Raw genomic sequence first — 26,525 nt, 5'->3', positions numbered from 1 at the left:
TCCTTTCTCGCCGTGTGCCGGCGGTCACGGCCGCGCCCAGTCGACGCCGAGCTCGGTGAGCGCGGCGAGCTGCGCCGGGTCGAGCCGGCCGCGGCGGGCCGGCCATTCCGCGCGATGTACTCCTGGAGGGCCTGGAGGCCTTTCCGGAAGGCGGCCTCGCCGCCCGTACGCGGCGTGGACGTCGTGGCCGTCTTCGCGGGGGTCATGCGTGCCCGGACGGGCTGCTCCCGGCCCCGTGGCGCTGCCGATCCGGTGCCGGTCCTGCCGACTGCGGACGCTGGCTTCGGGCGCTGGTCATGGACCGTATCCCCGGCCCGACCGGCCTACGAGGCTGTGGGGCCGTCGGTGGCGGTGATCCGGCGCAGGGATGCGCAGACGTGCTGGCAGCCGGGGTCGGGTCCGAGCCAGCGCTCCCAGTCGAGTTCGAAGTCCAGGTGGCTCTGCGTTTCCCGGAGCGCCGTGTCCTCCTTCGCCGCAGCCGTATGCCGCCGTGGACCACGCAGCTGCACCGCGGCCGGTACAGCCGCTCACGCGAATAGCATCGACATCAACACAGGCACCGTGACGCAGGGCCCCGTCCTCACGAAGGCCGGCTCCACCCTCCACCACCGCGAGCCCGAGGGCCTGGCGATCTACCGCACCAACGCTGGCGAGGCCCGTCTCTTCATCGGCTTCGCCACCGGTGTGGAGGGCGACCGGCGCTCCAGCATCTTCTACAAGAACGCGCTGGTCTGAGCCATGTCCGCCCGGCGGCCCGTCGCCCGCCGCCGGGCACCGCCCCCCAGTCAGACGTCCCCGGCGACCGGCAGCCATCCGAATCGTCGACCGGCGGGCAGACCTCCTGCGCCGCGTGATGCCGGAGGGGCTGGTGCGCCAAGCGATCCTTGCGTCTTGGCGACGTAGGCCAGGCGGGTCACGTGACGCCAGTAGCTCCCGGCTGACCGGGCGGTTCAGCACCTCGATGATCTCGCTCGGCTGCATGGTTCGGTTTCTGCTGCTCAGCGCAGTTGCTCGGCCAGTCCGACGATGATGCCTCCGGGCCGCGGAGGTAGCAGAGCAGATAGCTGTCCTCGAACCGGGCGATCTCGCCGACGAGTTCGGCGCCGTGAGGGCGCAGACGGGCAACGGTGTCCTCGATGTCGTCGACGGCGAACATGACGCGGTGCGTGCCCAGAATGTTGTGCGGCCGGTTGCGCGGCCCGGCGCTGATCACCGTGGGGCTGCGGTACTTCGCCAGCTCGATCCGGCTGTGACCGTCCGGGGTCCGGACCATCGCGATGTCACAGCGGACGCCGTCGAGTCCGGTGCACTGGTCGGCGAAGGGGCCCTCGACCTCAGCCCTGCCCTCCAGCTCCATACCGAGTTCGACGAAGAACGCGATGGCGGCATCCATGTCCTCGACGACGATGCCGACGTTGTCCATCCGCAGAATCGCCATGCTGGTTTCTCCTTCTTCCTCGTGCGGCCGGTGGTGGCCGCTGATGTCCCTGGGACGGAGCCGGTGGCACGTTCTCGACAATCCTCAGACCGCCTGGCTCCGATAAATCCGGATCGCGCCTCAGCACCGCTAGACCGGCCCAGCGAGCCAGGCGCCACCACCGAGGGTGAGTGCGGCGCAGGTGGCCGCTCCCATGAAGACGATCAGCCGCAGCGTGCCGTCCCCGCTTTTCCATGCTTCCTCGACGACTCGCAGCGTGCGCGCTTGAGCATTGCGCCTCCCCGGTTGGTTCACGGTGCCGGGTCACCGTTGGCGGGTGGAGTTCCCCGTGTCGCTCGCCCCCGCCGCATCCGTCCGGGCCCCGCCGCGCGGCGCCGGTGCGAGCTGGGGCCGCGCTGACCCCTGGCGGGCCCGAGCATCCGTGGACGGGAATGCAGATCAGCGTGGGACACGGGTCGGGGCGCGCCAGGAGCGGCGCGAGACGCGCGGAAGCCGTGGCGGGCGTCTCCTCGCGGTCGAGGGGCTTGCCGCCGCTCATCGCGCAATCTCCGACGTGGACGCGCGAAGCCGGCCGGCGGCAGGGCGGCCGCCGACGCCCCGGTCAGGACCGGCAGCGTCATGCCGACGGCGAGGCCGGTCAGCCTCATGCCGGGCAGGAGCGAGGCTGCGTGGGCCGAGCCCGAGTCGAGCGTCGCGGCCCGCCACAGGATGCCGGCCGCGAACAGGACGGTTCCCACCAGAGCGATGCGGCCGCACCGCATCCGGCGACGGCGGGCCCGATCCGCAGCGCGACCGGCGGCGCCGGCCATGGTCCCGGCGCGACGGCGACTCCGGTGCGCAGAGCCGAGTGGCCACACACGCCCTGGCGCCACAGCACCGCGCCGAGCAGCACTCCGGCGAACGCGACGGTGAACAGTGTCAGGACGGCCGCAGCGGATGCGAACGTCGGAACCCTGACGGGGCGCTCCGACCCCGCGGCACGGGGCGACGGGAATCGCCCGGCCGGACCGGACAGCCTCGCTTGTCCGCCGCGGCGGCGCCGCACTACGGTGCCCGTGTGGACCTCTTCACCCTTTCCTGGACGGCGTTGCGCACGGCGGTCGCCGAGATCCCGGACCCGGACTTCGCACGGCCGTCGGGCTGCGCAGGCTGGCTCGTACGGGACCTCGTGTGCCACCTGGTCATCGATGCCCAGGACGTCCTGATCACCCTCGCCACCCCCGCCGCGACGGAGCCGACCGTCGACGCGGTGACCTACTGGCACGTCGAGGACCGGCCCCCGAGCGGCGAGGACCCGCTCGACGCCCTCACCGTCCGGCTGGCCGCCGCCTACGGGGACCCGCATCTGCTCCGGTTCCACCTCGACGACGTCGGCTCTGCCGCGGGCCGCGCCGCCGAACTCGCCGACCCGAGGGCCCGGGTGGGCACCCGCGACAAGGTCCTCACCGTGGGTGACTACCTCGACGCGTACGTCCTGGAGTGGACGCTGCACCACCTCGACCTGATCGCCCACCTCCCTGACGCGCGGACCCGGCCGCCCGAGGAGAGTCTGGCCCGCTCCCGCGCCATGCTGGAGCGGATCGCCGGGGCGGCGTTCCCCGCGTCGTTCACAGACCGGGACGCGCTCCTGGTCGGCACCGGCCGCAGCGCGCCCACCGACGCGCAGCGGGCCGAACTGCGCGACGTGGCGGTGAGGTTCCCGCTCGTCCTGGGCTGACCCGCCCCCGCCGCAAAGAGGAGCCGCGCCGGGCCTGGACCAGGGGTGCTGAGCGCCGCCCTCCAGGCGGTCGAGGCGCTCGGTTCCGCTGAACGGATGTAGTCGTCGAGCAGCAGGGCGTCCGAAGGGATCACAGCGGCGCCGTCCCGCGTTGAACTGTCAAACGGTGCGCTCCGCGCTTTCGCGCCGCGCCGCACCGCACCGCACCGCACCGCCGACCCACAGGATGAGGAGGATCCGATGCATGCCGCCGAGGAGAACCGGCAGGAGCTGGACTCGGTCAGCGTCCTGAACGCGAAGAGGACGCTGCTCCAGCTGCTCGGCCGGGCGGGGGTCTCCGCCGACGATGCGGCGGGCCTGATCGCCCTGGTCGAGGCAGGCGCCTTGGCCGGCGCGTGCGAGGAGGTCGGCGCGCTCGGGGGGTCCGTACCGGGGGACAAGGGCGAGCCGTACGAGTCGGGCTGGCTGGACGGTGCCCGTGCCGTCACCGACGAGCTCGGCGAGATCGCCGGACGGGCACTGCGGCAGACCGTCGACCCCGACGGACCGAGTGCCGCCTCGGCCGCCCGGCCGCCCGTCGGGCGCATGGAGGTGGAACAGGCGAAGGCGGCCGTCACCCCCCTCTACCTCTCCTTCACCACCGTTTCCGACCTCGACCCCGAGGTCACCGAGGAGGTGCTCCGTGCCGTCCTCGCCACGATGACCCCCCGGCAGAGGGCCCGGTACGCCGGCCGACTGGCGGATTTCGCCGCAGCGCACCGGGCCCGTCTGGAGCGGTTGTACGTGGAGTACGGGCCCGGCAGCGCCACCGCCATCCACAGCCGCTACTCCCTTCTGCACTCCGCCACCAGCGTCGCCGTGCTGGAGCGGCTCGCCACGCCGGCGGCCGCACTGCGGGAGGAGTGGGACGCCGCCGAGCTGCCACCCGCCTGGCTGGACGGTCCGATGGGGGCCTGGGACGCGGTGGGCTGACCCGCGGCGCCGGCCTCGCCGCTTGTGAGCTCCGCTCCCACCCCCGGCCCCCCTGCGGAGGGGTGGTGCGCCCGCCCTGCCCGGCCCCCGGCCTGCCCGGCCTGCCCGCCCTGCCCGGCCTGGGCGGCGACGGCGAGTGCCACCGGACCGGGACAGCGTCCAATCCGGTGCACGGCCGGGCCGCCACGGCAGGCCTGAGATCACCCACCGCAGCCGGGGCGAGGGGGGCCGGAGAAACCGGATGAGGGCTGCGCACGGTCCGCCGGGCTGACGTGGTCTATCCGGCCGCCGCCCGGAGTCGGGCGGCGGCCGTCTCCGCCTCCCGTACGACGCGGTCCGTGTCGATGTCCACGAGCCGGCCGTCGAACTTCAGGGGCCGTCCGTCCACGAACACGGCCTCGACGTTCTCGGGCCGCCCGTTGAAAACGGTCTGGCCGACCCAGTCGAAGCGCGGCGCGAAGTTCAGGGCGGCCGGGTCGACGACCACGACGTCGGCCCGTTTTCCGGGGGTCAGGGAGCCCGTCCGGTCACTGATCCCGAGGGCCTCGGCGCCGCCCAGCGTGGCCATCCGCAGGACGTCGTGCACCTGCGGGAAGATCCCGGCCTCCGTCGCGCGGGCGCGCTGCAGGCCGATGGCCGTCTTCATCAGCGTGTGAAAGTCCGAGCTGTCGTTGGTTCCGCCGTCCAGGCCGAGGCCGACCTTGACGCCCCGCCGCCCGAACTCGGACAGCCGCATGATGCCGGAGGCCAGCCGCATGTTGCTGAGCGGGCAGTGAGCCGCACGCACGTCGTGCGCGGAGACGGCGGCGATCTCGTCGTCGGTCAGGTGGATCGCGTGGTTGATCAGGAGCCGCGGACCGAGGGCGCCGATGTCGGTGAGGACCCCGATGGGGTCGTCAGCACGCTGCTCGGGGCGTTCCAGGACGTGGGAATTGAGCATGACTCCGAGGTCCTGGGCGGCTTCCCAGTGCGCGTGGTTGAGGTGTTGGACGGCTCGCGCCGCGTGCGTGGCGACCTGGAAACCGCCGAGCGGAACGGGGTCGACGAGTTCCTTCTTCACCTTCGTGACCAGCGTCGGGTCGGCTTCGGAGGGGAACATCGCGTAGATGAACCGCACTCCGGTTCCGGCCAGGGCCCGTACGTAGCTCTCGATCAGGTCGTACGAGAAGATGTCCACCCAGTCCACGAGGGTGGTCACCCCCGACTGGACGGCGTCGAGGGCGGCGAGGCGTACGAAGCTGCGCAGGGCCTCGGGGGTGAGCCGGCCCCGCTGGGGGTCGGTACATCGTGTGAACCAGCCGAACAGGTCCCCGTCGGTACAGCCCCCGCGGATCACCGCCTGCCAGAGGTGGGTGTGGGTATCGACGAACCCCGGCATGACCAGCTTGCCCGAAGCGTCCACGATCCAGGTACCGGGCGGGGGCCGCAGGCCCGTGCCGACGGAGGCGATGGTGCCGTTTCGCATCAGGACGTCGGCGTTCTCGAGGGCGCCGAGGGGGCCGCTGCCGAGGGCCGGGTCCATGGTGAGGACGAGGGAGGCGTCGCGCAGCAGGACCGTCGGGCCGACCGGGACGTGTGGGCGTTCGGGGCGGGTGGTGATGCCGAGGACGAGCGGGGTGACAGCGGCCAGGCCGAGGCCGGTGAGGATTCCGCGGCGGCTGGGGGCCGGCGGCGGAGTGGGGGATGACTGCATGGCGTCGTACCTCCCGAGGGCTCAGAACGGAAGGCCCGCCCGGGCAACGCCGTGTGGGAGCGTCGGGCAGGGCGGGAGATCACACGCAGCATTCCCAGCGAACGGCCATTCGATAGACGTCTGCGGAAAACTTTTTCCATTCCGGCTATCTGTCGGCCATCCGACTTACACGCCCCGGACCGCCGCCGGCGTACTCGCCGAGCCGGGCAGAGGGAGTGCGGGCTGAGCGCGTCGGCCGACTGCGCTCCTGCTGCCCAGCGGCAGGACCGCCCCGGTCCCGGACCAGGGCTTGTTGTGACTCGTCGCGCACCCACTCGCACCAGCCGGGCAGTCGCTCGGCGTCGCGGGGCACCGGCCTGCCGTCTTTGAACGTGCGAAACGGCGCGGACAAGGTCGTCCACGCTCCTGCGTCGGCGAAGCAGCCGACATTGGCGTCGGCGGAAAACCGGAGTGTCCTGCCTGGCTGAAGCTGGTCGATGTCGTCGTCGAGGCCCAGGCCCCGGCTGCCCGGCCGGTCACCCTGCTGCTGCGCGGCTAGCCCCTGGTGGCAGCGCGGGGGAGGCCTGGGGGAGTTGCGACCCTGCCCGTCGCCCGGCCACGGCTCGTGCATCCGGGGGTTGGCTGGTGTCAGCCCGGGTGTGCGGTGTCGCGCTTGTAGTGGGAGCGGAAATCGTGGGGGAAGAATCCCAGGGTGCCGTTTTGTTCGGAGATCGTGATGGGGAGGTAGATCGTGCAGGTCTTCCCGCTGAGCGGGGACTGGTAGTCGAACCTGATGCCCGGCCACTCATCGGGGTAGGTGTCGAAAACCCAAGTTGCCGGGCCGCTGTAAGTGGAGGGAACGGGCTCGGAGGGCATCCCGCAGTCAGGTGCCGGCTTCGCCACCCGCTGCAGGTCTGCGGTGCCGTCCGGCCGGACGGTCAGGCGCCCGCCGTCGGGGGCCGACCAAGAAGTCCACGTTCCCTGGACGTCGGCGGGAGTGAGCGGAGGTCTCTGGTCCTCGGCCAGACTCCAGAGGAATGCGATCAGTGCCGCGACAACCAGCCCGGCGGCTGCCCCCAAACACCAGTAGAACCTTTGTGGCAGCTTGGTCACTGAGCCCCCTTCTTCCAAGGGGTGCCTCGGGCCGATGGCCGACCACCCCCCCCGTGTGTTCTTGCCTCTTCAAGATCCAGACGTGGAGAAGCGCGAGTCGGTCCCGGGATCCGCTGGAAAGTGCTTGGACTCACACATTCGGCGAGTCCGTGTGAGGACGTGCCGAGGCTCCAACGGTGGTTGGGGGCAGGGTCGTGCAGGCGGCGCCGTCACCCGCTTCGAGACGGTCGGCAACGTGATGGACATCGTGCGCGCCACCGTCCTGACTGGCCTCGGCTACCGCATCCGCCCGAACCGCGACGGCCGCTGTCAGGGTCCTTCTACCGTTGCGGGTAGCACCCGCCGCCACCCCGTACGCGCCCGCCCCCGGTACGCCGGCCGAACTCCTTGCCCAGCCGCGCGCGGACCGCCGTGCGGAGCGGTGGGTGCCGGCGTTCGAGGAGGAGTGGGCGCAGGCGTTGGAGGAGTCGCGTCGGGCTCGTGGGTGGTGGCGTGATCACCCTCAGGTGCTCGAAGGCATCGTGTTCACGTTCCGCATCGGTGTGCCCTGGCGGGGACCTGCCCGAGCGGTTTGGCCCATGGCAGACCGTCACCGGGCGCTTCGCCCGCTGGGCGGCCGACGGCACCTTCGACCGCCTCCCGGCCGCCGCCCGGATCGACGCCACGATCGTGCGGGCCCACCAGCACACCGCCGCCAAATGGGGCTCGATGAACGGGCCCCCGGACGCTCCCGCGGCGGGCTGACCGGCAAACTTCACCTCGCGTACGGCCCGGGCGGGTCATCGCGGGCAAGGGCTGCTCCTCCCGGACCTGCCGCGCCTGCCTCCGCAGGCGCGGCATCAAAGCCACGATCCCGGAGCGTGTCGACCGGCTCGCGGGCCGAGCCCGGCGCCGGGAATGGCCCTGCCGCTCCGACACGGCCGTCTACCTGCGACGCAACATCGTCGAACGCTGCTTCCACCGCCTCAAGCGGTGGCGAGGCATCGCCACCCGCCACGACAAACACCCCGCCCGCCGCCAGGCCGCCATCACCCTTGCCGGCACCCTGGTCCGGCTCGACAAGTGATCGACAAGACTTTGCCCAGGCCGTCTGGGTTCAGGGACGGGCCCGTACGGCGGGGGAGAGGTCAGGGGGACTGGGGCGGCGGCGTGGCGCCGGGCACCGGGCCGACGAACGTGGGGTTGTCCTGCCCGGCGGGTTCCATGGGCTGGATGTCGACGACGGTCACGCCGGTACCGGGCCGCTGCTCGCCGATCAGTTGGCCGCGGTGCTGGAGGACGAACCTCACGGCGAGAGGTTCGGCCTGGACGGCGTCGTTGACGTAGACGTCCTCGGTGTAGTCGTAGCGGGCCGAGGACCAGCACCCTTCGCATCCGGCTTCGGGCTTGCCCTCGAACGTCCACCGCAGGGTGACGCGGTAGGTGATGGGGCCGCTGCTGTACCCGGCGGTGAAGACCAGCTTGCCGCGGCCGGTGCGGTGGTCGGTGGCGCACATGTCGACGGTGACGGTGCCGTACGCGGGGACGCTCTCGGGGGTGGGGAGCTGGGGCACGGTGTGCGGGCATCCGGGCGTGGGGGTGGGCGTCTCGCCTCCGCCCCCGCCTCCGCCTGTGCCTCCGCCTCCGGGATGGCCGGTGGGCCTGCCGGGTTGCGGGGTTGCGGTGGGGTTCGGGGTGGCGGTGGGGACCAGGGTGGGGGTGGCGCCCGGGATGGGAGTGCCCGGGACGGGAGTGCCCGACGGCATGACCGTGGGGCGGGTGGTCGGCGGGACGGACGGCCCCCTGGTCGGCGAGGCGCCGGCGACGGGACCGGGGGTGGTCTCCTCGGCGTTGACGGGTCCGGCGAATAAGGCGAGAACGGCGGCCGCGCAGGTGGCGACGGCGGCGGCCGGTATCGGCTTCCGGTTCACGGGCTTCCTTCGGGTCGGGCCGACCCCCGCCCCGGGCGGGTCGGGGGAACTCCGGTCAGAACGCGGCCGCGGCCAGCGGGGCGGCGTCATGATCCACACGGTCAAATTACCCGGGGCGGCCGAGGTGGCCGGTGGGGCCGGGGCCCTCGCGTGTCACACGGCGTTCACAGCCCGCTGCCCGGATTCCGGTCCGGCGACCGGGGCGGACGCCTAGACTGAAAGTTCAGTTGATCATGTACTCGTCGAGTCGGAGGAACGAACCGCATGCGCTATCTCCCCCTGGGCAGTTCAGGACTGCAGGTCTCCGCCGTCGGCCTCGGCTGCAACAACTTCGGCGGCCGGCTGGACGCCCAGGCCACCCGCGCCGTCGTCGACGCCGCCCTGGACGCGGGCATCACCCTCCTGGACACCGCCGACATCTACGGCGGCGCCGGCGGCTCCGAGATACACCTCGGGCAGGCCCTCAAGGGCCGCCGCGACCAGGTCGTCCTCGCCACCAAGTTCGGCTACGACGGCGTGGACATGAAGTACGGGCCCGCCGCCGGATCGCGCGGTGGCCGCGCCTACATCCGGCGTGCCGTCGAGGAGTCCCTGCGCCGCCTCGACACCGGCCACATCGACCTCTTCCAGCTGCACAGCCCCGACCCGGCCACCCCGATCGCCGAGACCCTGGCCGCGCTCACCGAGCTCGTCGCCGAGGGCAAGGTCCGTTACATCGGCCACTCCAACCTCTCGGGCTGGCAGCTCGCCGAAGCCGCGCACGTCGCCCGCGAGACCGGCTCGGTGCCCTTCGTGTCGGCGCAGAACGAGTGGTCGCTGCTGGAGCGGTCGGTCGAGCGCGAGCTGGTTCCGGCCGCCCTCCACTACGGCGTCGGCGTCCTCCCGTACTTCCCGCTCGCCAACGGCCTGCTGACCGGCAAGATCCGCCGAGGTGCGCCCGTACCGGCCGGTTCCCGGCTCGAAGGCCGCGACTCGTACCTCACCGAGGAGCGCCTCGACGTCGTCGAAGCGCTGGCCGCGCTCGCCGAGAAGCACGACCGGACCGTCCTCGAACTCGCCATCGGCTGGCTCTCCGCCCAGCCCGGCTGCGCCTCCGTCATCGCGGGAGCCACCTCCGCCGAGCAGGTACGCGCCAACGCGGCCGTCGCCGACCGTCCGCTGGGCGCCGAGCTGCTCGCCGCGATCGACGCGATCCCGGGGGCGCGGGGGCCCGAGTGACGGCTCAGACGGGCGCCCCCGTCAGGACGTCCACCTTGCCGGTGTCCAGCGAGTAGTAGGCGCCGACGACGGCCAGGGCGCCCTTCTTCACGAGGGGCGCCAGGTCGGAGTGGGAGCGCAGATCGTCCGGGGTCACCCGGATCTGGTTGTGGATCATGGTGTCGACGGGGTCGGCGCCGGGGTTCTCGACCGTCAGCCGGTACACCGGCTCCACCGCCCTCACGATCGCCTGGAGGTTCCCGGGCAGGGGTGTGCCGTCCTTCAGGGACTTGTACGCGGCTTCGATGGCGGCCTTCGGAGTGTCCGGTCGCGGCTCGGGTGCGGCGGTCGTCTCCCTCGGGGTGCCCGCCGAGGAGCATCCCGCGAGCGCGACGGTGGCGGCGGCCGCGAGGCCACCCGTCAGCACGGCCCTGCGGGCCGGACGTCCTGCTGTGTGCATGGGCGGTACCCCTCGGTCGTGATGACCGCGGTTGTTCATCGTGCCGGGCGAGTGGACCGCAGCCACACTCGGGCGCGGCCGCATTGCCACGGACGGCCCACGGTCCCCGGCCAACGGTCCCCGGTCCCCGGCCAACGGCCCACGGCCCGAGGTCCCCCAGGCCGCGGGCCGCGGGCCGCGGGTCGTGCGCCGCGGGCCGTGCGCCGTCCGCGTCCCGTCAGGACACGATGTCCTTGCGGGCGAACCCGCGGAAGGCGAGCGCGAACAGCACCAGCGCGTACGACACCGACACCACCGCCCCCTTGACCATCCCGCCCCACTCCAGCTGCGGCTGCAGGGCGTCCGCCCACGCGAACTGCCAGTGCGCCGGGAGGAACTCCCGCCACGACCCGAGCGCCGTCACCGCGTCCAGCACATTGCCGACGATCGTCAGCCCGACCGCCCCGCCCACCGCGCCCAGCGGCGCGTCCGTCCGCGTCGACAGCCAGAACGCCAGACCCGCCGTCACCAGCTGCGAGACGAAGACGAAGGCCACCGCCAGCGCGAGCCGCGGCACGGTGTCCCCGACCGCCAGCGCCCCGCCCGTTGGCAGCTTCAGCGGCCCCCACCCGTACGCGGCCGTGCCCGCCGCCAGCGCCACCACCGGCAGCAGCACCATCGCCGCCAGGCTGAAGCCCAGCGCCACCACCAGCTTGCTCCACAGCAGCCGCGCCCGGGGCACCGGCGAGGCCAGCAGGTAGCGCAGAGAGGACCAGCTCGCCTCCGAGGCCACGGTGTCCCCGCAGAACAGCGCCACCGGTACCACCAGCAGGAAGCCGGCCGAGACGAACAGACAGGTCGCGGCGAAGTTCGCGCCCGAGGCCGTGGCCGTGTCGATCAGGGTGATGCGGCCGTTCCCGCCGCCCCGGCTGCCCGGCCCGCCGCCCACCGCGAACGCGATCATCAGGATGAAGGGCAGCGCGGCCAGCACCCCGCCCATCACCAGCGTCCGCCGTCGGCGCCACTGCCGCAGCGCCTCCACGCGCAGCGGCAGCGTACGGCTCGCCCGGTAGCCCGGAGCCACCTCCCGCACCGTCGTCGCCGTACTCACGCCGCACCTCCGATCAGGGTGAGGAACGCGTCCTCCAGTCGCCGGTGCGGGCCCACTCGGCTCACCGGCACCTCCAGCCGTACGAGTTCGGCGATCAGCCCCGCGGCCGTCGCGCCTTCGAGACGTACGAGCAGCCCGTCATCGGCGGCCACCACGGAACCCACTCCCTCCAGCGCCGCCACCTTCTCGACGCTCACCTCGTCCACCGGCTCCGCCACCGTCACCAGCAGCGTGTCCCCGCCGCCCGTGATCTCGGAGACCTCGCCCGCCGCGACCCGCTGCCCGCGGTCCATGACGACCAGGTGCGTACAGGACTGTTCCACCTCCGACAGCAGGTGACTGGAGACGATGACCGTCCGCCCGCCCGCGGCGTAGCGGATCATCACGTCCCGCATCTCCCGGATCTGCGGCGGGTCCAGGCCGTTCGTCGGCTCGTCGAGGATCAGCAGGTCCGGCATTCCGAGCATGGCCTGCGCGATCGCGAGGCGCTGGCGCATGCCCTGCGAGTACGTGCGCACCGCGCGCTCCAGCGCGTCGCCGAGCCCGGCGATCTCCAGGGCCTCGGCCATGTGCGAGTCCTCGGCCGGGCGGCCCGTGGCCTGCCAGTAGAGCTCCAGATTGGCGCGGCCCGTCAGGTGCGGGAGGAATCCGGCGCCCTCCACGAAGGCCCCGACCCGCGACAGCACGGGCGCCCCGGCCCGTACCGCGTGCCCGAACACCCGGATCTCCCCGGCGTCCGGCGAGATCAGCCCCATCAGCATCCGCAGGGTGGTGGTCTTCCCGGCCCCGTTGGGTCCGAGCAGCCCCAGCACCTGCCCCTTCTCGACGCGGAAGGACAGGTCCTTCACCGCGAACCGGTCCTGCGCCTTCGCGTAGCGCTTCGTCAGTCCGGTGATCTCCAGGGGTACGCCGGCCAGTGCCGCGTCCGGCTGCGACGCGCCGGACCGCGGCCCGGCGGCCCCCCGGCCGGTCCGCCGCACGCCCAGCAGCGCCGCGGCCAGCGCGACCGCGCCCAGCGGCAGCCACCAGGTCCAGGCGGGCAGCCCGGCCGTGGCGGACCGCACCTGTGCGGCGACGGGCACGGCCAGCGGGTCCTCCACGGCGACGGTGTACGTGGCCGGCGCCGCCGGGGTCGCGTAGCCGAGGTCGGTCGCGGCGATCACCAGCCGAAGCCGGTGTCCGGCCGCCACGGAGTGGTCGATCGCGGGCAGCCGCAGCCGCACGGTCGCACCCTGCTGCGCGTTCTCGACCCGCACCGGTGCGACCAGCTGGCTCGGCAGCACCTGCTGACGGCCGTCGGGCCCCACGTCGTACACCTTGCCGAACAGGACGGCCGAGCCGTCCGCAGCTGTCGACCTCACCTTCAGGGTGAGAGTCGGGGTGCCGGTGATCGTCACGTCGTCGGCCAGCGGCGCCGACTCGAACCGGGCGTTCTGCCCGGGGAAGTCCAGCGAGAGCCCGGCCCCGAAGGCGGCGAGCTGCCCGCCGATGCCCGGCAGCGAGGACAGGGCGGGAGGCGCGCCGCCCGCCGGATTGGCGAAGGTCTGCTCCGGCCCCGTCAGGGCGAACTCCCGCGGGCCGGATTCCAGCCCGGGGTACCGGTCACCGGCCGCGCCGCGCAGGGTGACCTCGCCGTCGGTGGAGTCGATGCCTCCGGAGCGCGTGACCCGGAACGCCGGGCCGGTGCCGGCGCCCTCGTCCCCCTTGAGGTGGCGGTCGAACCAGGAGGCCACCCGGGCCTCGACCCGGTCGGCCTCGCGCATCCCGCCGTCGTGCCCGCCGGCCGCCCAGTCCACGGAGACGGGCGCGCCGTTCGCCGCGATGGCCTTGGCCATGGCATCGGCCTGGTCCAGCGGGAAGAGGGAGTCGTCCTGGCCCTGCACGATCAGGGTCGGCACCTTGATCCGGTCGCCGACGGCCGACGGACTGCGCTGCTCCAGCAGGGTGCGGGCCTCGGGATCGGGCTTCCCCGCCACCGCGACGCGTTCGTACATCGCGCAGAGCTCGGGCTGGAACCGTCCGCAGCCGGGCGCGCCGGCCGCCGTACCGGGCCGCTGGCCCGGTACGGCCTGCTGCATCCCGTCGGTCGATCCGCTGGTGAAGAAGATGCCGGACCAGAGCTTCTTGAAGACGCCGTTCGGGAAGAGGGCGTCCGCGAGGTTCCAGTAGGTGATCTGCGGGGCGATCGCGTCGACCCGCGGGTCGTGCCCGGCCGCGAGCAGCGAGATCGCGCCGCCGTACGAGGCCCCGGAGACGCCGACGCGCGGATCGCCGGCCGCGTCGAGCTGCACCTCGGGCCGGGCCGCGAGCCAGTCGATGAGCCGGGAGACATCCTTGACCTCGTACTCGGGGTCGTTCAGGCCGATCCGGCCCTCGGAGCGGCCGAAGCCGCGGGCCGACCAGGTCAGGACGGCGTACCCGTCCCGGGCGAGGCGTTCGGCCTGCTCGCGGAGGTCGTCCTTGCTGCCGCCGAAACCGTGCCCGAGGAGGACGGCGGGTCGTTTTTCCGCACCGCCGCCCGCGGTGAAATAGGAGGTGTCGATCCCGGCGCCGGGCATGTTCACGACCTGGTCCTGGCGGTGCACGGCGGGTTCGTCACCGGTCGCGGACGCGGCCGTCCACGTACCGGCCCCCGCCACGACCGCGAGCGCGGCGGCGCCCGCGAGCAGACGGTCTCGGCGGCGCCGGGGCATTCGGAGCTTCATACGGGCACCCTAAGCGCCCGTTCCCCGGGCTCCGAGCACCCACAGGCGGAACCGCCCACCTTCTCGAGGACTAGGCCGGGCCCCGCGTGTACCGCAGCTGCGGTACACGCCACAGGCCCTGGCCCGTCCCGGCCCGCCCCCGACCTGCGCGGCACATCCGCGGGCGGGAGGATGGCCGCATGCTGCTGGCCGACGTCGCACGCGTGTCCCGGGAGGTCGCCGACACCTCCGCCCGGTCCCGCAAGAGCGCCCTGCTCGCCGAGCTCTTCGCCGCCGCGCCCCCCGAGGAGGCCGGCCTGGTCATCTCCTACCTCTCCGGGCGCCTCCCGCAGGGCCGCCCGGGCATCGGCTGGCGCTCGCTCGCCCAGGAGATCGAACCGGCGACCGACCCGGTCCTGACCGTCCGGGACGTCGACACCGCGGTCGGTGAACTCGCGACGGTGGCGGGCACCGGGTCCGTGGAGCGGCGCGGCCGGATCCTCGCCGGCCTGCTGGGCCGGGCCACCGGGCCCGAGCAGGTGTTCCTGCGCGCCCTGCTGTCCGGCGAGGTGCGCCAGGGCGCGCTCGACGCGGTGGCCCTGGAAGGCGTGGCAGCGGCCGCCCAGGTACCGGCGGCCGCACTGCGCCGGGCGGTGATGCTGGACGGCTCGCTGGCGCGGGTGGCGGCGGCCGTCCTGGCCGAGGGCGCGCAGGCCCTGCGCACGGTCACGCTGCGCGTGGGGCAGCCCGTCCAGCCGATGCTGGCGGGCACGGCCAAGTCGGTCGCCGAGGCGCTGGCGGTGCTCGGGCCGTGCGCGGTGGAGGAGAAGCTGGACGGGATCCGGGTCCAGGTCCACCGCGAGGGCGACGACATACGGATCTACACGCGCTCCCTGGACGAGATCACCGGGCGGCTGCCGGAGGTGGCGGAGCTGGCCCGGTCGCTGCCCGGGGAGCGGTTCATCCTCGACGGCGAGGTCATCGGACGGGCGGCGGACGGCCGCCCCGTCCCCTTCCAGGAGATCGCGAGCCGGGTCGGCTCGCGGGCCGACGTCGAGGCCGCCCGGCGGACGCTCCCGGTCGTCCCCTACTTCTTCGACGTCCTGGCCGTGGGCGAGGACGTCCTCCTCGACCTGCCGGTGCGCGATCGGTACGCGGCCCTCACCGCGCTCGTCCCCGAGGACGCCCGGGTCCGCCGCCTCGCCGTCGAGGACCCGGGGGAGCAGGGCGCCGAGGCCGAGGAGTTCTGGGCCGAGACGTTGCGCCGCGGCCACGAGGGGGTCGTCGTCAAGTCACTGGACTCGTCCTACGCGGCCGGCCGGCGCGGCAGACACTGGCTCAAGGTGAAGCCGGTGCACACCCTCGACCTGGTGGTCCTCGCCGCCGAATGGGGCCACGGGCGGCGTACCGGCCTGCTGTCGAACCTGCACCTGGGGGCGCGTGCCGGTGACGGGACGTACGCCATGCTCGGCAAGACCTTCAAGGGGCTCACCGACGAGATGCTGCGCTGGCAGACGCAGCGGCTGCGCGGGCTGGCGGTCGAGGACGACGGCTTCACCGTCCGGGTCCGCCCGGAACTGGTCGTCGAGATCGCCTACGACGGCCTCCAGCGCTCCTCCCGCTACCCGGCCGGAGTGACCCTCCGCTTCGCCCGCGTCCTGCGCCACCGCCCGGACAAGACCGCGACCGAGGCGGACACGGTGGCCACGGTCCTGGCGGCACACACCGGCTAGGGGGTGGACCGGCCGGGGGCCGGCCGAGGACCGGCAGGGGGCCGGCCGCCCTGCTCGTCGTCGAAGTCGCCGTCGCCCTCGCGCAGTCTGCGCCAGAGCCGGGTGCGGTGGAGCACGTAGAGGACCGCGAGCAGGAAGAGCACCTGCAGGCCCACGGCGAGGAGCCGGCCTCTACGGCGCGGAACCCGCGCAGCCGCGGTGACGCGTTCGCCCGGCAACGGGCCATCGAACAGGCGAGGCGGGGGCCGCCCGCCGCAGCGGTTTGCCTCAGAGGCAAGGTGGTTTGCCAGGCAGGCAAGAATCTGGCTCAATCGGGGGTATGACACCCGGATCCGACACCGGCCCCGAAGGCGCGGCCGGTCCCGACGAACCGGCGGACGAGCTGACCGCCGTGGCCCCGCAGCTGCGGGACCTGCGCCGCCGCGCCGGACTCACCCTGGAGGCCGCCGCCGCACGGGCCCGGCTCTCGCCCGCCCACCTGTCCCGCCTGGAGACCGGCCGGCGCCAGCCCTCGCTGCCGCTCCTGCTCGGACTCGCCCGCACCTACGGTACGACCGTCTCCGAGCTGCTCGGCGAGACCCCCGCCGTCGCGGATCCCATCGTACGGGCCGGCGGTCCGGGCGCCCGCGAGGCCGACGGCTGGACGTACTGGCAGGCCGGTGGCTCCGGCCGGGGCATGCAGGCGCTGCGCGTGCACGTGCCTCACGGCCGCAGCCAGGGCGAGCTGGTCCGCGTACACCCCGGCGAGGAATGGCTGTACGTCCTGGAAGGGCGGCTGCGGCTGCACCTGGGAGAGGCCGAGCACCTGCTGGAGCCCGGGGACAGCGCGCACTTCGACTCGCTCACCCCGCACCGGATCGGCGCTGCCTCCCCGGGCGGGGCCGACCTGCTCTTCGTCCACACGCTGCTGCAGAGCAGCCTCGCCGGGCTGTGCCTCGGCGGCGCCACCACGACCGCGCCCACCACGCCCACGACCACGCACCACCGATAGCGGAGGAGCCGTACCCATGTCCCAAGCCGAGAAGCCCGCGCCCGCGCCCACTCCCACTCCCACGCCCGTGCCCGCGACGATACGGGCCCGCTTCGAATCCAAGTTCCCGCGCGGCCTGATCATCCGGCTGATCGCGTACTTGTTCGTCGGCCACCTCTTCGCCTTCTTCGTCTACCTCCTCTTCGTCCTGGGAGGCCAAAACCAGTAGCCGGAGGAGACGGAGGAGTTCAGGCCGCGCGACTCTGGCAACGTAAAGGACCTGTGGCTACCCTCCGCGCATGATTTCCACGGTTGTCTGGGGTACCGGCAACGTGGGCCGTCTGGCGATCCGTGCCGTCGAGGCCCATCCCGCGCTCCAACTCTGCGCAGTCATCGTCCACAATCCAGCCAAGGTCGGCCGCGACGCGGGAGAACTCGGCCAACTCGACCGCCTGTTGGGGGTAGAGGCCACCGACGACATCGAAGCCGTACTCGCCGCCTGCCCCCAGGCCGTGGTGTACGCCGCGTCCGGAGACATCCGGCCCGACGAGGCACTCGCCGACATCACCCGCGCCGTCCGGTCCGGCGCGGTCGTCGTCAGCCCGGCCCTGTACCCGCTCTACGACCACCTGGGCGCCCCGCCCGAGTTCCGCGACCCGGTGCTCGCCGCCGTCGCGGAGGGCGGCGGCTCGCTCTTCGCCTCCGGTGTCGACCCCGGGTGGGGCAACGACATACTCCCGCTCCTGCTCAGCGGACTCGGCACCACCATCGACGTCATCCGCTGCCAGGAGATCTTCGACTACTCCACCTACGACCAGCCGGACTCCGTCCGCCACCTCGTGGGCATGGGGCAGCCCATGGACCACGAGCCGATGATGCTCATGCCCTCGATCCCCACCATGGTGTGGGGCGGGCAGATACGGATGATGGCCCGGGCGCTCGGGGTCGAACTCGACGAGATCCGCGAGACGTCGGACCGCCGCGCGCTCGACACCACGGTGACCACCAGGACCATGGGCGAGTTCGAGGCCGGCACCCAGGGGGCGATCCGCTTCGAGGTGCAGGGCATCGTCGAGGGCGAGCCCCGCATCGTCATCGAGCACGTCACCCGCATCCATGCCTCGTGCGCACCGGACTGGCCCATGCCGCCCGACGGCGGCGACGGCGCCCACCGGGTCGTCATCGAGGGCCGCCCGCGCATCGAGGTCACCATCGAGGCCACGGACGAGGGCGAGAACCGCTCGGCGGGCGGCAACGCCACCGCCGTCGGCCGCCTCGTCGGCGCCATCGACTGGCTCATCGAGGCGGAACCCGGACTCTACGACGCCCTCGACATCCCGCTGCGCCCCGCCACCGGCAGACTCGGAAGGAAACAGTCATGAGGATCGACATCCCCGAAGGCCAGCACCCGATCGAGTACGTGTGGGGCGACATGGTCCCCGGCATCGGCATGGCCGCCGCGAACTTCTCCCTGTCCGTGTACGCCCACACCACCCTGGGCCTGCGCGAGTTCGAGGCCGCCCGGCTGCGCGTCGCGCAGATCAACGGGTGCGTCTTCTGCCTGGACTGGCGCACCGAGCGGGACGGGGAGAAGGTCGAGGAGGAGTTCTCCGAGGCGGTCACCGAGTGGCGTACGACCGGCGCGTTCGACGAGCGCACCCGGCTGGCGGCGGAGTACGCCGAGCGGTACACCCTCGACCACCACGGGCTCGACGAGGAGTTCTGGGACCGGATGACCGCGCACTACAGCCAGCTGGAGATCGTGGAGCTGACGATGAGCATCGGGTCCTGGCTGGCCTTCGGCCGGCTCAACCACGTGCTCGGCCTGGACAGCGTCTGCGTGCTGCCGGGGCACTGAGCGGCGGGGCGCGGCACACAGGCAAAAGGGGCCGTTCGGGAGATCCGAATGGCCCCGGCCGCTGGGGGGTGGACGCGGCTCTACGGAAGGTCGGTGGCGATGATCTTCTCTATGTTGCGTTCGGCGAGTGCCGTGATGGTGACGAAGGGATTCACGCTCGCGTTGCCGGGGATGAGCGCGCCGTCGATCACGTACAGGCCGGTGTAGCCGTGCAGGCGCCCGTAGTTGTCGGTCGCCCTGTTCAGGACGGCGCCGCCGAGCGGGTGGTAGGTGAGGGTGTCGTTCCAGATCTTGTTGCCACCGAACAGGTCGGTCCGGTAGATCGTGCCCTCCTTCGAGTTGATCTTGTCGAAGATCGTCTTGGCCATGGAGACGGACGGCTGTTTCCAGGCGGTCTGCCAGCTCAGCTCGGCCGTGCCCGTCGCCGCGTTCCAGGTGAACTCGGCGCGGTTCGGGTTCTTGGTGATCGACAGGTAGAACGAGGCGTACGTCTCGATCCCGGTGGGGAGTGGTGCGACCTCGGCGAACGCGCCGCCCGCGTCCCAGTTGTCGATGCCCGAACAGGGGATGGTCGACTGGAGCTTGCCGGTCGGGTCCCACAGGTGGTTGGCGCGGCCGCACATGACGTTGCCGTTCTCGCCCCAGCCCTTGCCGACCTCGCCGTTGAGGTTCGGCAGTGCTCCGGTGGCCTTCAGCTTGACCAGGAGCTTGCTGGTGCCGACGCTGCCGGCCGCGAAGAAGACCCGGTCCGCGGTCACCGTCTTGGTGGCCACGGTGTCACCGGTGGTGTTGATCTGGTCGATGGTGACCGTGTAGCCGCCTCCCGCGGCCGGGGAGACCGAAGTCACCTTGTGTAGAGCGGAGATGGCGACCCGGCCGGTGGCCTTCGCCCGCGCGAGATAGGTCTGGACGAGCGACTTCTTGCCGGCGTTGTTGCCGTAGAGGATCTCGCCGGCCAGGGCCGACTTGGTGGCGGTGCCGGCGGCCTCCCGCTTCATGTAGTCCCAGTCGTACACGTCGGGTACGAAGGTCCAGGCGAAGCCGGAGCGCTGGGCGTGCTTGCGGCCGACGCGGGAGAACTGGTAGCAGTCGGCGGTGTCGAACCAGGCCGGGTCGATCATGCCGACCCCGAGACCGGCGTTGGCCCTCGGGTAGTAGGTGGCGTACATCTCGTCGGCGTCCACCGAGGGGAGGACGGCGGCGAAGTTCGCGCGCTTGGGCGTGACCGCCATACCGCCGTTGACCAGCGAACCGCCGCCGACCCCGCGGCCCTGGTAGACCGTGATGCCGGCGAAGTCCTCGGCGTCCAGGATCCCGGTGTACTTCGGAACGTCCTTGTCGATCGGGAAGCCGAGGAAGTTGCTGAGCGGCGCCTTGGTCCGGGTGCGCAGCCAGAACGACCGGTAGTCCGGGCTGGTCACCTTGGGGAAGATCTTGCCGTCCGAGCCGGGCGTGTCCCAGGACATGCCCATCTCGATCATCTGCACGTCCACGCCGGCCTGCGCCAGCCGCAGGGCCGCCACCGATCCGCCGTAGCCGGTGCCGATGACCAGGGCCGGTACCCGGGCACCGTCGGAGACCGGGCCGGGTGGGGCGGCCGCCTGGGCCGGGGTGATGTGGCCCGCCAGGGCCATGGCCCCGATAACAGAACCTGTTCTACCGAGAAATCCGCGCCGGGAGATCCCGTTGGAGACACTTCTAGACAGCGGTTTATCGCTCATGTGACGTTCCTCACTCGATGACAGAATGGGAACGAGTTCTACTGCCGCCTGCGTGTGAAGTCACTACATACGTCTAGGTAACTTTCGGTCGATCACGTGACAGGGGAGCGGTGTACGGGCGCCGGACCCAGCCCCAGACCAGCAGCGACGCGACCGCCGCGAAGGCGCACCAGGTGGAGGCGAATTCCAGCCGCCACAGCGCTGAGCAGGCCAGCGCCCCCACCGCCAGCACCACGCCGAGGGTCCGCAACCGCCGGTCGCCCCCGAGCAGCAGGGAGCCCAGAGTGGCGAACAGATAACCCGTCAGCACCAGCGGCATCCACGGAACATTCACGCCGTAGCCGATGGGGTGGCCCCGGATCTCGGCGGTCACCGGCCGGGTCGCGAGGCAGTACGAGAGCACGGCGGCGGTGGCCAGACCCGCGGCCATGGGCCCCCACAGGCGGCGCCGGACCTCGGGCGCGGCCGCCGGCAGGACCCCGGCCGGCACCCAGAGCGCCAGCAGTGGCAGGGCGATCACCGCCCAGGCCGTGGCGGCCGGGGAGCAGCCGCCGCCCGTGCCCCAGACGGCGGCCTCCATCAGCTGGTGCGCGCCCAGCAGCAGCGGCAGCGCGGCGACCGGCAGGTCGCGGGCCCGCCGTACCCGCGCCAGGCACACGATCCCGGCGGCGGAGATGGCCGTGCCCGCCACCAGATCGGCCGTCGCGCTCCAGCACACGGGATCAGCCGGACTCCTCACGGGGTTCGAGCGGCGGGGCCGACACCGCACAGTACGTATGACACTGCGGGTGGCACGCCTCGGGCACGTGGGAGCGTACGGTCGCCCATGCCAGGGCGGCGCCGGCCACGAACGCCCCGGTGCACCAGAGCATGGCCCGCCCGAAAGCGGCGTCGAACTGGGTCGCCGAGCGGTACGACTCCGGCCCCATCCCGGACAGCAGCGGCAGCGCCGCCACCGCGAGCAGCCCGGCGACGCGCGCCGCCGCGTTGTTGATGCCGCTGGCCAGGCCCGCCCGGCCGGGATCCACCGAGGCGAGCACGGTCGACGTCAGCGGGGCCACCAGGGCCACGAGGCCCATGCCCATGACGACCATCGCGGGCAGCACGTCCTGTACGTACGAGGCCGCGGGGCCCACCCGCAGCATCAGCAGCGTCCCGCCCGCACACAGCAGCGGCCCCACCGTGAGCGGGACACGCGGCCCGATCCGCTCCCCGAGCTCACCCGAGCGCGCCGACAGGAGGAGCATGAGAAGGGTCGTCGGCAGCATCGCGGCCCCGGCGGCCAGCGCCGAGTAGCCGGACACCACCTGGAGCTGGAGCACGACGAGGAAGAAGAACCCGCCGATCGCCGCGTACACGCACAGGGTGACGAGGTTGACGGCGGTGAATTGCCGGGACGCGAAGATGTCCGGCGGCACCATCGGATCGGGCCGCCGCCGCTCCACGTAGACGAAGGCGATGCCCAGCAGGACCCCGAGCACCGCCGCGACGATCACCGCCGCCGCTCCCGACCGGGCTTCGATCAGCGCGTAGGTGACCAGCCCCAGGGAGCTCGCACCGAGTGCCGCCCCGGCCACGTCGAACCGCCCGTGCGCCTGCGGGTCCCGCGATTCCGGTACGTGCCGCAGCGCGACCGGCACGCACACCGCAGCCAGCGGAACGTTCAGCAGGAACACCCACCGCCAGCCGGGCCCGTCCACCAGCCAGCCGCCGAGGAACGGTCCCACGGCCGCGCCCACCCCGCCGAGCCCCGACCACAGGCCGATCGCCCGGCCCCGGTCCTCGGCGCGGATGGACGCCTGGATCAGGGCCAGGGAGCCGGGCGCCAGCAGCGCCCCGCCGATGCCCTGCAGGGCCCGGGCGGCGATCAGCACCCCGGCGTTCGGCGCGATGCCGCACAGCAGCGAGCCGACGGCGAACCACACCACGCCGAGCACGAAGATCCGGCGCCGCCCGAAGCGGTCGCTCAGTGACCCGCCGACCAGGATCAGCCCGGCCAGGGTCAGCAGATAGGCGTTCACCGTCCACTGGAGCACCGCCAGATCGGCGTCGAGATCCTCCCCGATGCGCGGCAGCGCCACGTTCACCACGGTCCCGTCCAGCATGGCCATGGTCGACCCGAGCACGGTGGTCAGCAGGATCCACCGGCCACGCGCGGACGCGATCGGGACACCGGCTCCGGACGGCTCGGCGGGCGCAGTCATGTCTTCAGGCTGGCCCGCGCGGCCGGTACGGGCCACCGGGGCGGGTCGCAGGACGGCCGAAAAGCCCCTCTTGTAATGAACATGACGCCTCCTTCACCATGACCCGCGCACGTCACGCGCACCCTTCCCGCACAACCCGCACACGGCGTACGAGGAGACAACACGTGGCCCAACGCGACAATCGGTCCCCACGAGCCCTACGGCCCACAAGGTCGGCAAGGCCCGCACGGTCCTTACGCACGGCGCTCGCCGCCCTCACCTCGTTCCTGCTCCTGCCGATCGGCGCGGGCGTCGCCGCGGCCGCGCCGGACCCCGGCCCCGCCGCCCCGACCGCGGCCGAGCGCAAGATCGAACCGGGGCTCCGCGCCCAGCTCGACGACTCCGCCAAGGCGGCCTTCTGGGTCTACCTCGACAGCGCGGCCGACCTCACCGCCGCGGGGAAGCAGCAGACCCGCGCCGCCAAGGCCGAAACGGTTCTGCGGATCAAGAAGGACCACGCCGCCCGCAGCCAGGCCGAGGTCGTCAAGGCCCTGCAGGGCGCCGGCGCCGAGTACACCTCGTACTGGATCGTGAACGCCGTGCGCGTAGTCGGCAGCCAGAAGCTCGCCGGGACCCTCGCCCAGCGCCCCGAGGTCGCCCGGATCGACGCCGACGACAAGGTCGACCTCCCCAAGCCCACCGAGGGCAAGCGGGAGAAGGCCGTCGCCGACGCCATCGAGTGGAACATCGACCGGATCAAGGCCCCGCAGGTCTGGGACCAGGCCGGGGTGCGCGGCGAGGGCATCGTCGTCGCCAACATCGACAGCGGCGTGGACTACACCCACCCGGCCGTGAACAACCAGTACCGCGGCAAGAAGGCGGACGGCACGTACGACCACGCCTACAACTGGTTCGACCCGGCGGGCGTGTGCACCACCGCGGCACCGTGCGACAACAACGACCACGGCACCCACACGATGGGCACGATGGTCGGCGACGACGGCGGCGCCAACAAGATCGGCGTGGCCCCCGGCGCCAAGTGGATCGCGGCCAAGGGCTGCGAGTCGAACTCCTGCTCCGAGGCCTCCCTCCTCGCCTCGGGCCAGTGGATCGTCGCCCCGACCGATCCGAGCGGCCAGAACCCGCGCCCCGACCTCGCCCCGCACATCGTCAACAACTCCTGGGGCGGGAGCGGCGGCGACACCTGGTACCAGCAGATCGTCGACACCTGGCGGGCCGCCGGCATCTTCCCGGCCTTCTCCAACGGCAACGCCGGCCCGAGCTGCAACACCGCCGGCTCGCCCGGCGACTACGCCAGCTCCTACAGCTCCGGCGCCTTCGACATCAACAACGCGATCGCGTCCTTCTCCTCGCGCGGCGCGGGCCCCGGTGGCATCGTCAAGCCGAACATCGCCGCCCCCGGCGTGAACGTCCGCTCCTCCGTCCCCGGCGGCGGATACGAGGCCTTCTCCGGTACCTCGATGGCCTCCCCGCACACCGCGGCCGCCGTCGCCCTGCTCTGGTCCGCCGCACCCGCCCTGGAAGGCGACATCGCGCAGACCGAGTCGCTCCTGGACGGCACCGCCCTGGACACCGACAGCAGCCAGTGCGGCGGCAACGCCGCCGACAACAACGTCTTCGGTGAGGGCCGCCTCGACGTCCTCGCCGCCGTGACCGCCGCCCCGCGCGGCGCCATCGGCTCGCTCGGCGGCACCGTACGCTCCGGCGGCCAGCCCGTCGCGGGCGTGAAGATCACCGCCGACGGCCCGATCGACCGTACGACCACCACCGCGGCCGACGGCAGCTACCGCTTCGCCTCCCTCTCGGTCGGCGACTACGCCCTGACCGCGGCCAAGTTCGGCTACGGGCAGCAGACCGGGACGGCCACGGTCACCGAGAACGCCACCGCCACCGGCGACTTCACCCTCACCCAGGCCGCCTCCGGCAAGCTCACCGGCACCGTCTCCTCGGCCGCCGGCCCCGCCGCGGGCGCCACCGTCACCATCGCGGACACCCCGGTGACCGCGACCGCCGACGGCCAGGGCCGCTTCGAGGTCACCCTGCCGCACGGCACGTACGACGTGAACGCCACCCACGCCTCCCGCTGCGTCACCGGCGGCACGGCGAAGGTGACCGTCGCCGGCGACGCCACCGTCGCGGTGAACCTGCCCGAACGCACCGACGGCTACGGCTACGCCTGCGCCGCCGCCGGCGACCGCCCGTACACCGAGGGCACCCGCCAGCTCGCGCTCACCGGTGACAACACCACCGAGCGCGTCGACCTGCCCTTCCCGCTGCCCCTGTACGGCAAGACGTACGGCCAGGCCTGGATCGGCACCAACGGCACCGTCAGCTTCGGCGGCAACAACACCGGCGACATCAACGGGGACCTCCCGAGCACGGCCACGCCCAACGCGGCCCTGTACCCGTTCTGGGACGACCTCGTCGTCGGCGCCGCGGGCAGCGGCTCCGGCGTCTTCACCGGCGTCAGCGGCACCGCTCCGCACCGCAGCTACGTGATCGAGTGGCGCCAGGTGTCCCACTGGTCGGCGCAGGCCGACAAGTTCTCCTTCTCGGCCGCCATCGGCGAGGACGGCACCGTCTCCTACTCCTACAAGGGGACCGGCGGCACCGGCATCAAGGGCGGCTCCACGGCCACCGTCGGCGTGGAGAACGCGGCCGGCACCGACGCCTTCAAGTACTCCTTCAACACCGCGGTCATCACGGACGGCCTCTCCATCGCCTTCCGCACCACCAAGAGCGGTGTGGTGGCGGGCCGGGTGCTCGACGCCAACGACGGCAACGGCGTCGCCGGCGCCACGGTGACCGTCGGCACGGGTGACACGGCGGTGTCGGCGACCACGGCCGCGGACGGCGGGTACGTCGTGCAGAGCCCGTCGGGCTCGCTCCCCGTCTCGCTGGCGGCACCCCAGTACGAGTCCGCCACGGCGACGGTGAACGTCAAGGCCGCCGACGTCACGGCGGTGACCCAGTCCCTGCGCACCGGAAAGGTGACGGCGTCCAAGCCGTCCGTGGAGGTCGTCCTCCCGGCGAACCAGCAGCGGACCCGGACCCTGGAGCTGACCAACCCGGGCCTCGGCACGGAGTTCACGGTGTCCGAGGACGCGACCTGGCTGACCGCCACACCGGCGACCGGCACCCTCGCGACCGGGGCGAAGACCCCGCTCACCCTTTCGGTCGACACGACCGGACTGACCCCGGGCGCGGTCCTGACCGCCGACCTGAAGATCACCTCGGCGAGCGGCCGGACCCCGGTGCTCTCCGTCCCGGTCAAGGTCGTCGTCCCGCGCTATCAGGTCGGCCTGGACGCGGGATCCGGCTACACCACCACGGACGGCCTGGGTGACGCCTGGTCCCCGGACCGCAAGTACACGCCCGGCTCCTACGGCTACCAGGGCAACAGCACCGTGGAGGCCACCGGCCGCACCATCGCCGGCACGGACGAGCAGCGGCTGTTCCGCAACGCCCGTGAGGGCATGTACGAGTACCGCTTCGACAACGTGCCGAACGGTACCTACACGGTGGAGCTCGGGTTCGCGGAGCTCTCCTCCACCAAGCCCGACAAGCGCGTCTTCGACGTCCTGGCCGAGGGCACGCAGGTCCTTCCCTCCCTGGACATCTCCCTGGAGGCGGGCACCTACAAGGCCCTGACCCGTACGTACACGGTCACGGTCACGGACGGGGTCCTCAACGTCCGCTTCGTCACGCACAGCGGATTCGGCAAGCCCCTGCTGAACACCCTGCGGGTGACCGACCGCCCGGACAAGAGCCAGCCCGGCCGGTAGA

23 protein-coding genes and 1 pseudogene are annotated in these 26,525 nt (G+C 72.6%); 12 read left to right on the top strand and 12 right to left on the bottom strand.

Annotated elements, in window-relative coordinates:
- Window positions 1–323: 323 nt before the first annotated feature.
- Window positions 324–509, bottom strand: coding sequence for a hypothetical protein (locus ACFY04_RS36470; protein ID WP_389123862.1), 186 nt, complete (start codon window positions 507–509; stop codon window positions 324–326).
- Between the two features lie 52 nt (window positions 510–561).
- Between ACFY04_RS36470 and ACFY04_RS36465 the strand changes: the two genes are divergently transcribed.
- Window positions 562–735 (top strand): hypothetical protein, encoded by a 174-nt coding sequence (locus tag ACFY04_RS36465; protein WP_389123860.1) that lies wholly within the window; start codon window positions 562–564, stop codon window positions 733–735.
- Between the two features lie 263 nt (window positions 736–998).
- Here ACFY04_RS36465 and ACFY04_RS36460 read toward each other — a convergent pair.
- Window positions 999–1,438: pseudogene (locus ACFY04_RS36460) on the bottom strand (VOC family protein).
- Window positions 1,439–2,495: 1,057 nt separating this feature from the next.
- Here ACFY04_RS36460 and ACFY04_RS36455 point away from each other — a divergent pair.
- Both ACFY04_RS36455 and ACFY04_RS36450 read left to right on the top strand, forming a co-directional pair.
- Entirely contained in the window at window positions 2,496–3,155 is a 660-nt protein-coding gene (locus tag ACFY04_RS36455) for a maleylpyruvate isomerase N-terminal domain-containing protein (RefSeq protein ID WP_389123857.1), read from the top strand.
- 240 nt (window positions 3,156–3,395) lie between these two features.
- Window positions 3,396–4,127 (top strand): hypothetical protein, encoded by a 732-nt coding sequence (locus tag ACFY04_RS36450; RefSeq protein WP_389123854.1) that lies wholly within the window; start codon window positions 3,396–3,398, stop codon window positions 4,125–4,127.
- 277 nt (window positions 4,128–4,404) lie between these two features.
- Here the strand turns inward: ACFY04_RS36450 and ACFY04_RS36445 are convergent, their stop codons facing one another.
- On the bottom strand, window positions 4,405–5,820 hold the full coding sequence (locus tag ACFY04_RS36445; RefSeq protein WP_389123851.1) for an amidohydrolase family protein: 1,416 nt from the start codon (window positions 5,818–5,820) through the stop codon (window positions 4,405–4,407).
- A 627-nt stretch (window positions 5,821–6,447) separates the two neighbouring features.
- Window positions 6,448–6,912 carry a hypothetical protein gene (locus tag ACFY04_RS36440; protein WP_389123848.1) on the bottom strand — a complete coding sequence of 155 codons (465 nt, stop codon included), beginning with the start codon at window positions 6,910–6,912 and terminating at the stop codon, window positions 6,448–6,450.
- Window positions 6,913–7,452: 540 nt separating this feature from the next.
- Between ACFY04_RS36440 and ACFY04_RS36435 the strand changes: the two genes are divergently transcribed.
- Window positions 7,453–7,656 carry a transposase gene (locus ACFY04_RS36435; RefSeq protein WP_389123847.1) on the top strand — a complete coding sequence of 68 codons (204 nt, stop codon included), beginning with the start codon at window positions 7,453–7,455 and terminating at the stop codon, window positions 7,654–7,656.
- A gap of 37 nt (window positions 7,657–7,693) precedes the next feature.
- On the top strand, window positions 7,694–7,978 hold the full coding sequence (locus ACFY04_RS36430; RefSeq protein ID WP_389123990.1) for a hypothetical protein: 285 nt from the start codon (window positions 7,694–7,696) through the stop codon (window positions 7,976–7,978).
- Between the two features lie 61 nt (window positions 7,979–8,039).
- On the opposite strand, the gene ACFY04_RS36425 is transcribed toward ACFY04_RS36430, so the two are convergent.
- Window positions 8,040–8,822, bottom strand: coding sequence for a hypothetical protein (locus ACFY04_RS36425; protein ID WP_389123844.1), 783 nt, complete (start codon window positions 8,820–8,822; stop codon window positions 8,040–8,042).
- A gap of 264 nt (window positions 8,823–9,086) precedes the next feature.
- On the opposite strand from ACFY04_RS36425, the gene ACFY04_RS36420 reads away from it, so the two are divergent.
- Window positions 9,087–10,040, top strand: a complete 954-nt coding sequence (locus ACFY04_RS36420) for an aldo/keto reductase (RefSeq protein ID WP_389123843.1) — start codon at window positions 9,087–9,089, stop codon at window positions 10,038–10,040.
- 4 nt (window positions 10,041–10,044) lie between these two features.
- Here ACFY04_RS36420 and ACFY04_RS36415 read toward each other — a convergent pair whose 3' ends face one another.
- The 3 genes from ACFY04_RS36415 to ACFY04_RS36405 form a co-directional block, all read right to left on the bottom strand.
- Window positions 10,045–10,479, bottom strand: coding sequence for a hypothetical protein (locus tag ACFY04_RS36415; RefSeq protein WP_389123840.1), 435 nt, complete (start codon window positions 10,477–10,479; stop codon window positions 10,045–10,047).
- 217 nt (window positions 10,480–10,696) lie between these two features.
- The gene (locus tag ACFY04_RS36410) at window positions 10,697–11,569 is read right to left on the bottom strand and encodes an ABC transporter permease (protein WP_389123837.1); all 873 of its coding nucleotides are present in this window, start codon (window positions 11,567–11,569) and stop codon (window positions 10,697–10,699) included.
- Window positions 11,566–14,274 carry an alpha/beta fold hydrolase gene (locus ACFY04_RS36405; RefSeq protein ID WP_389123836.1) on the bottom strand — a complete coding sequence of 903 codons (2,709 nt, stop codon included), beginning with the start codon at window positions 14,272–14,274 and terminating at the stop codon, window positions 11,566–11,568. The genes ACFY04_RS36410 and ACFY04_RS36405 overlap by 4 nt, the downstream gene beginning before the upstream one ends.
- 179 nt (window positions 14,275–14,453) lie before the next feature.
- On the opposite strand from ACFY04_RS36405, the gene ACFY04_RS36400 reads away from it, so the two are divergent.
- Window positions 14,454–15,986 carry an ATP-dependent DNA ligase gene (locus tag ACFY04_RS36400; RefSeq protein ID WP_389123834.1) on the top strand — a complete coding sequence of 511 codons (1,533 nt, stop codon included), beginning with the start codon at window positions 14,454–14,456 and terminating at the stop codon, window positions 15,984–15,986.
- Here ACFY04_RS36400 and ACFY04_RS36395 read toward each other — a convergent pair.
- Window positions 15,983–16,204 (bottom strand): hypothetical protein, encoded by a 222-nt coding sequence (locus ACFY04_RS36395; RefSeq protein WP_389123833.1) that lies wholly within the window; start codon window positions 16,202–16,204, stop codon window positions 15,983–15,985. The two genes, ACFY04_RS36400 and ACFY04_RS36395, sit on opposite strands and share 4 nt — an antisense overlap.
- 101 nt (window positions 16,205–16,305) lie before the next feature.
- Between ACFY04_RS36395 and ACFY04_RS36390 the strand changes: the two genes are divergently transcribed.
- From ACFY04_RS36390 to ACFY04_RS36375, 4 genes are all read left to right on the top strand, one after another.
- Window positions 16,306–16,977, top strand: a complete 672-nt coding sequence (locus ACFY04_RS36390; protein ID WP_389123831.1) for a helix-turn-helix domain-containing protein — start codon at window positions 16,306–16,308, stop codon at window positions 16,975–16,977.
- 16 nt (window positions 16,978–16,993) lie between these two features.
- Window positions 16,994–17,185 (top strand): DUF6126 family protein, encoded by a 192-nt coding sequence (locus ACFY04_RS36385; protein ID WP_389123828.1) that lies wholly within the window; start codon window positions 16,994–16,996, stop codon window positions 17,183–17,185.
- A gap of 70 nt (window positions 17,186–17,255) precedes the next feature.
- The gene (locus tag ACFY04_RS36380) at window positions 17,256–18,338 is read left to right on the top strand and encodes a dihydrodipicolinate reductase (RefSeq protein ID WP_389123826.1); all 1,083 of its coding nucleotides are present in this window, start codon (window positions 17,256–17,258) and stop codon (window positions 18,336–18,338) included.
- On the top strand, window positions 18,335–18,814 hold the full coding sequence (locus ACFY04_RS36375) for a carboxymuconolactone decarboxylase family protein (RefSeq protein ID WP_314247523.1): 480 nt from the start codon (window positions 18,335–18,337) through the stop codon (window positions 18,812–18,814). Before ACFY04_RS36380 ends, ACFY04_RS36375 begins: the two co-directional genes overlap by 4 nt.
- Window positions 18,815–18,894: 80 nt before the next feature.
- On the opposite strand, the gene ACFY04_RS36370 is transcribed toward ACFY04_RS36375, so the two are convergent.
- The 3 genes from ACFY04_RS36370 to ACFY04_RS36360 form a co-directional block, all read right to left on the bottom strand.
- Window positions 18,895–20,535 carry a GMC oxidoreductase gene (locus tag ACFY04_RS36370; protein WP_389123822.1) on the bottom strand — a complete coding sequence of 547 codons (1,641 nt, stop codon included), beginning with the start codon at window positions 20,533–20,535 and terminating at the stop codon, window positions 18,895–18,897.
- Between the two features lie 73 nt (window positions 20,536–20,608).
- Complete coding sequence (locus ACFY04_RS36365; RefSeq protein WP_389123820.1) at window positions 20,609–21,253, bottom strand: DUF6629 family protein; 645 nt, start codon at window positions 21,251–21,253, stop codon at window positions 20,609–20,611.
- Between the two features lie 4 nt (window positions 21,254–21,257).
- A complete protein-coding gene (locus ACFY04_RS36360; protein ID WP_389123817.1) occupies window positions 21,258–22,739 on the bottom strand; it encodes an MFS transporter in 1,482 nt (493 codons plus the stop codon).
- Between the two features lie 164 nt (window positions 22,740–22,903).
- Between ACFY04_RS36360 and ACFY04_RS36355 the strand changes: the two genes are divergently transcribed.
- Window positions 22,904–26,524 (top strand): S8 family serine peptidase, encoded by a 3,621-nt coding sequence (locus ACFY04_RS36355; RefSeq protein WP_389123815.1) that lies wholly within the window; start codon window positions 22,904–22,906, stop codon window positions 26,522–26,524.
- The last annotated feature ends 1 nt before the right edge of the window (window position 26,525 follow it).

Source organism: Streptomyces sp. NPDC001549, from assembly GCF_042894025.1.
Taxonomy (GTDB): Bacteria; Actinomycetota; Actinomycetes; order Streptomycetales; family Streptomycetaceae; genus Streptomyces; species Streptomyces kutzneri.
The sequence above is the reverse complement of the archived record's forward strand: the minus strand, read 5'-3'. Positions and strand labels throughout refer to the sequence as shown.

Excerpts from the sequence above, each read along its gene's own strand:
- ACFY04_RS36450 (WP_389123854.1), top strand. The coding sequence starts at position 3,396 with ATGCATGCCGCCGAGGAGAACCGGCAGGAGCTGGACTCGGTCAGCGTC.
- ACFY04_RS36445 (WP_389123851.1), bottom strand. The coding sequence starts at position 5,820 with ATGCAGTCATCCCCCACTCCGCCGCCGGCCCCCAGCCGCCGCGGAATC.
- ACFY04_RS36420 (WP_389123843.1), top strand. The coding sequence starts at position 9,087 with ATGCGCTATCTCCCCCTGGGCAGTTCAGGACTGCAGGTCTCCGCCGTC.
- ACFY04_RS36415 (WP_389123840.1), bottom strand. The coding sequence starts at position 10,479 with ATGCACACAGCAGGACGTCCGGCCCGCAGGGCCGTGCTGACGGGTGGC.
- ACFY04_RS36405 (WP_389123836.1), bottom strand. The coding sequence starts at position 14,274 with ATGAAGCTCCGAATGCCCCGGCGCCGCCGAGACCGTCTGCTCGCGGGC.
- ACFY04_RS36400 (WP_389123834.1), top strand. The coding sequence starts at position 14,454 with ATGCTGCTGGCCGACGTCGCACGCGTGTCCCGGGAGGTCGCCGACACC.
- ACFY04_RS36390 (WP_389123831.1), top strand. The coding sequence starts at position 16,306 with ATGACACCCGGATCCGACACCGGCCCCGAAGGCGCGGCCGGTCCCGAC.
- ACFY04_RS36385 (WP_389123828.1), top strand. The coding sequence starts at position 16,994 with ATGTCCCAAGCCGAGAAGCCCGCGCCCGCGCCCACTCCCACTCCCACG.
- ACFY04_RS36380 (WP_389123826.1), top strand. The coding sequence starts at position 17,256 with ATGATTTCCACGGTTGTCTGGGGTACCGGCAACGTGGGCCGTCTGGCG.
- ACFY04_RS36375 (WP_314247523.1), top strand. The coding sequence starts at position 18,335 with ATGAGGATCGACATCCCCGAAGGCCAGCACCCGATCGAGTACGTGTGG.
- ACFY04_RS36370 (WP_389123822.1), bottom strand. The coding sequence starts at position 20,535 with ATGAGCGATAAACCGCTGTCTAGAAGTGTCTCCAACGGGATCTCCCGG.
- ACFY04_RS36360 (WP_389123817.1), bottom strand. The coding sequence starts at position 22,739 with ATGACTGCGCCCGCCGAGCCGTCCGGAGCCGGTGTCCCGATCGCGTCC.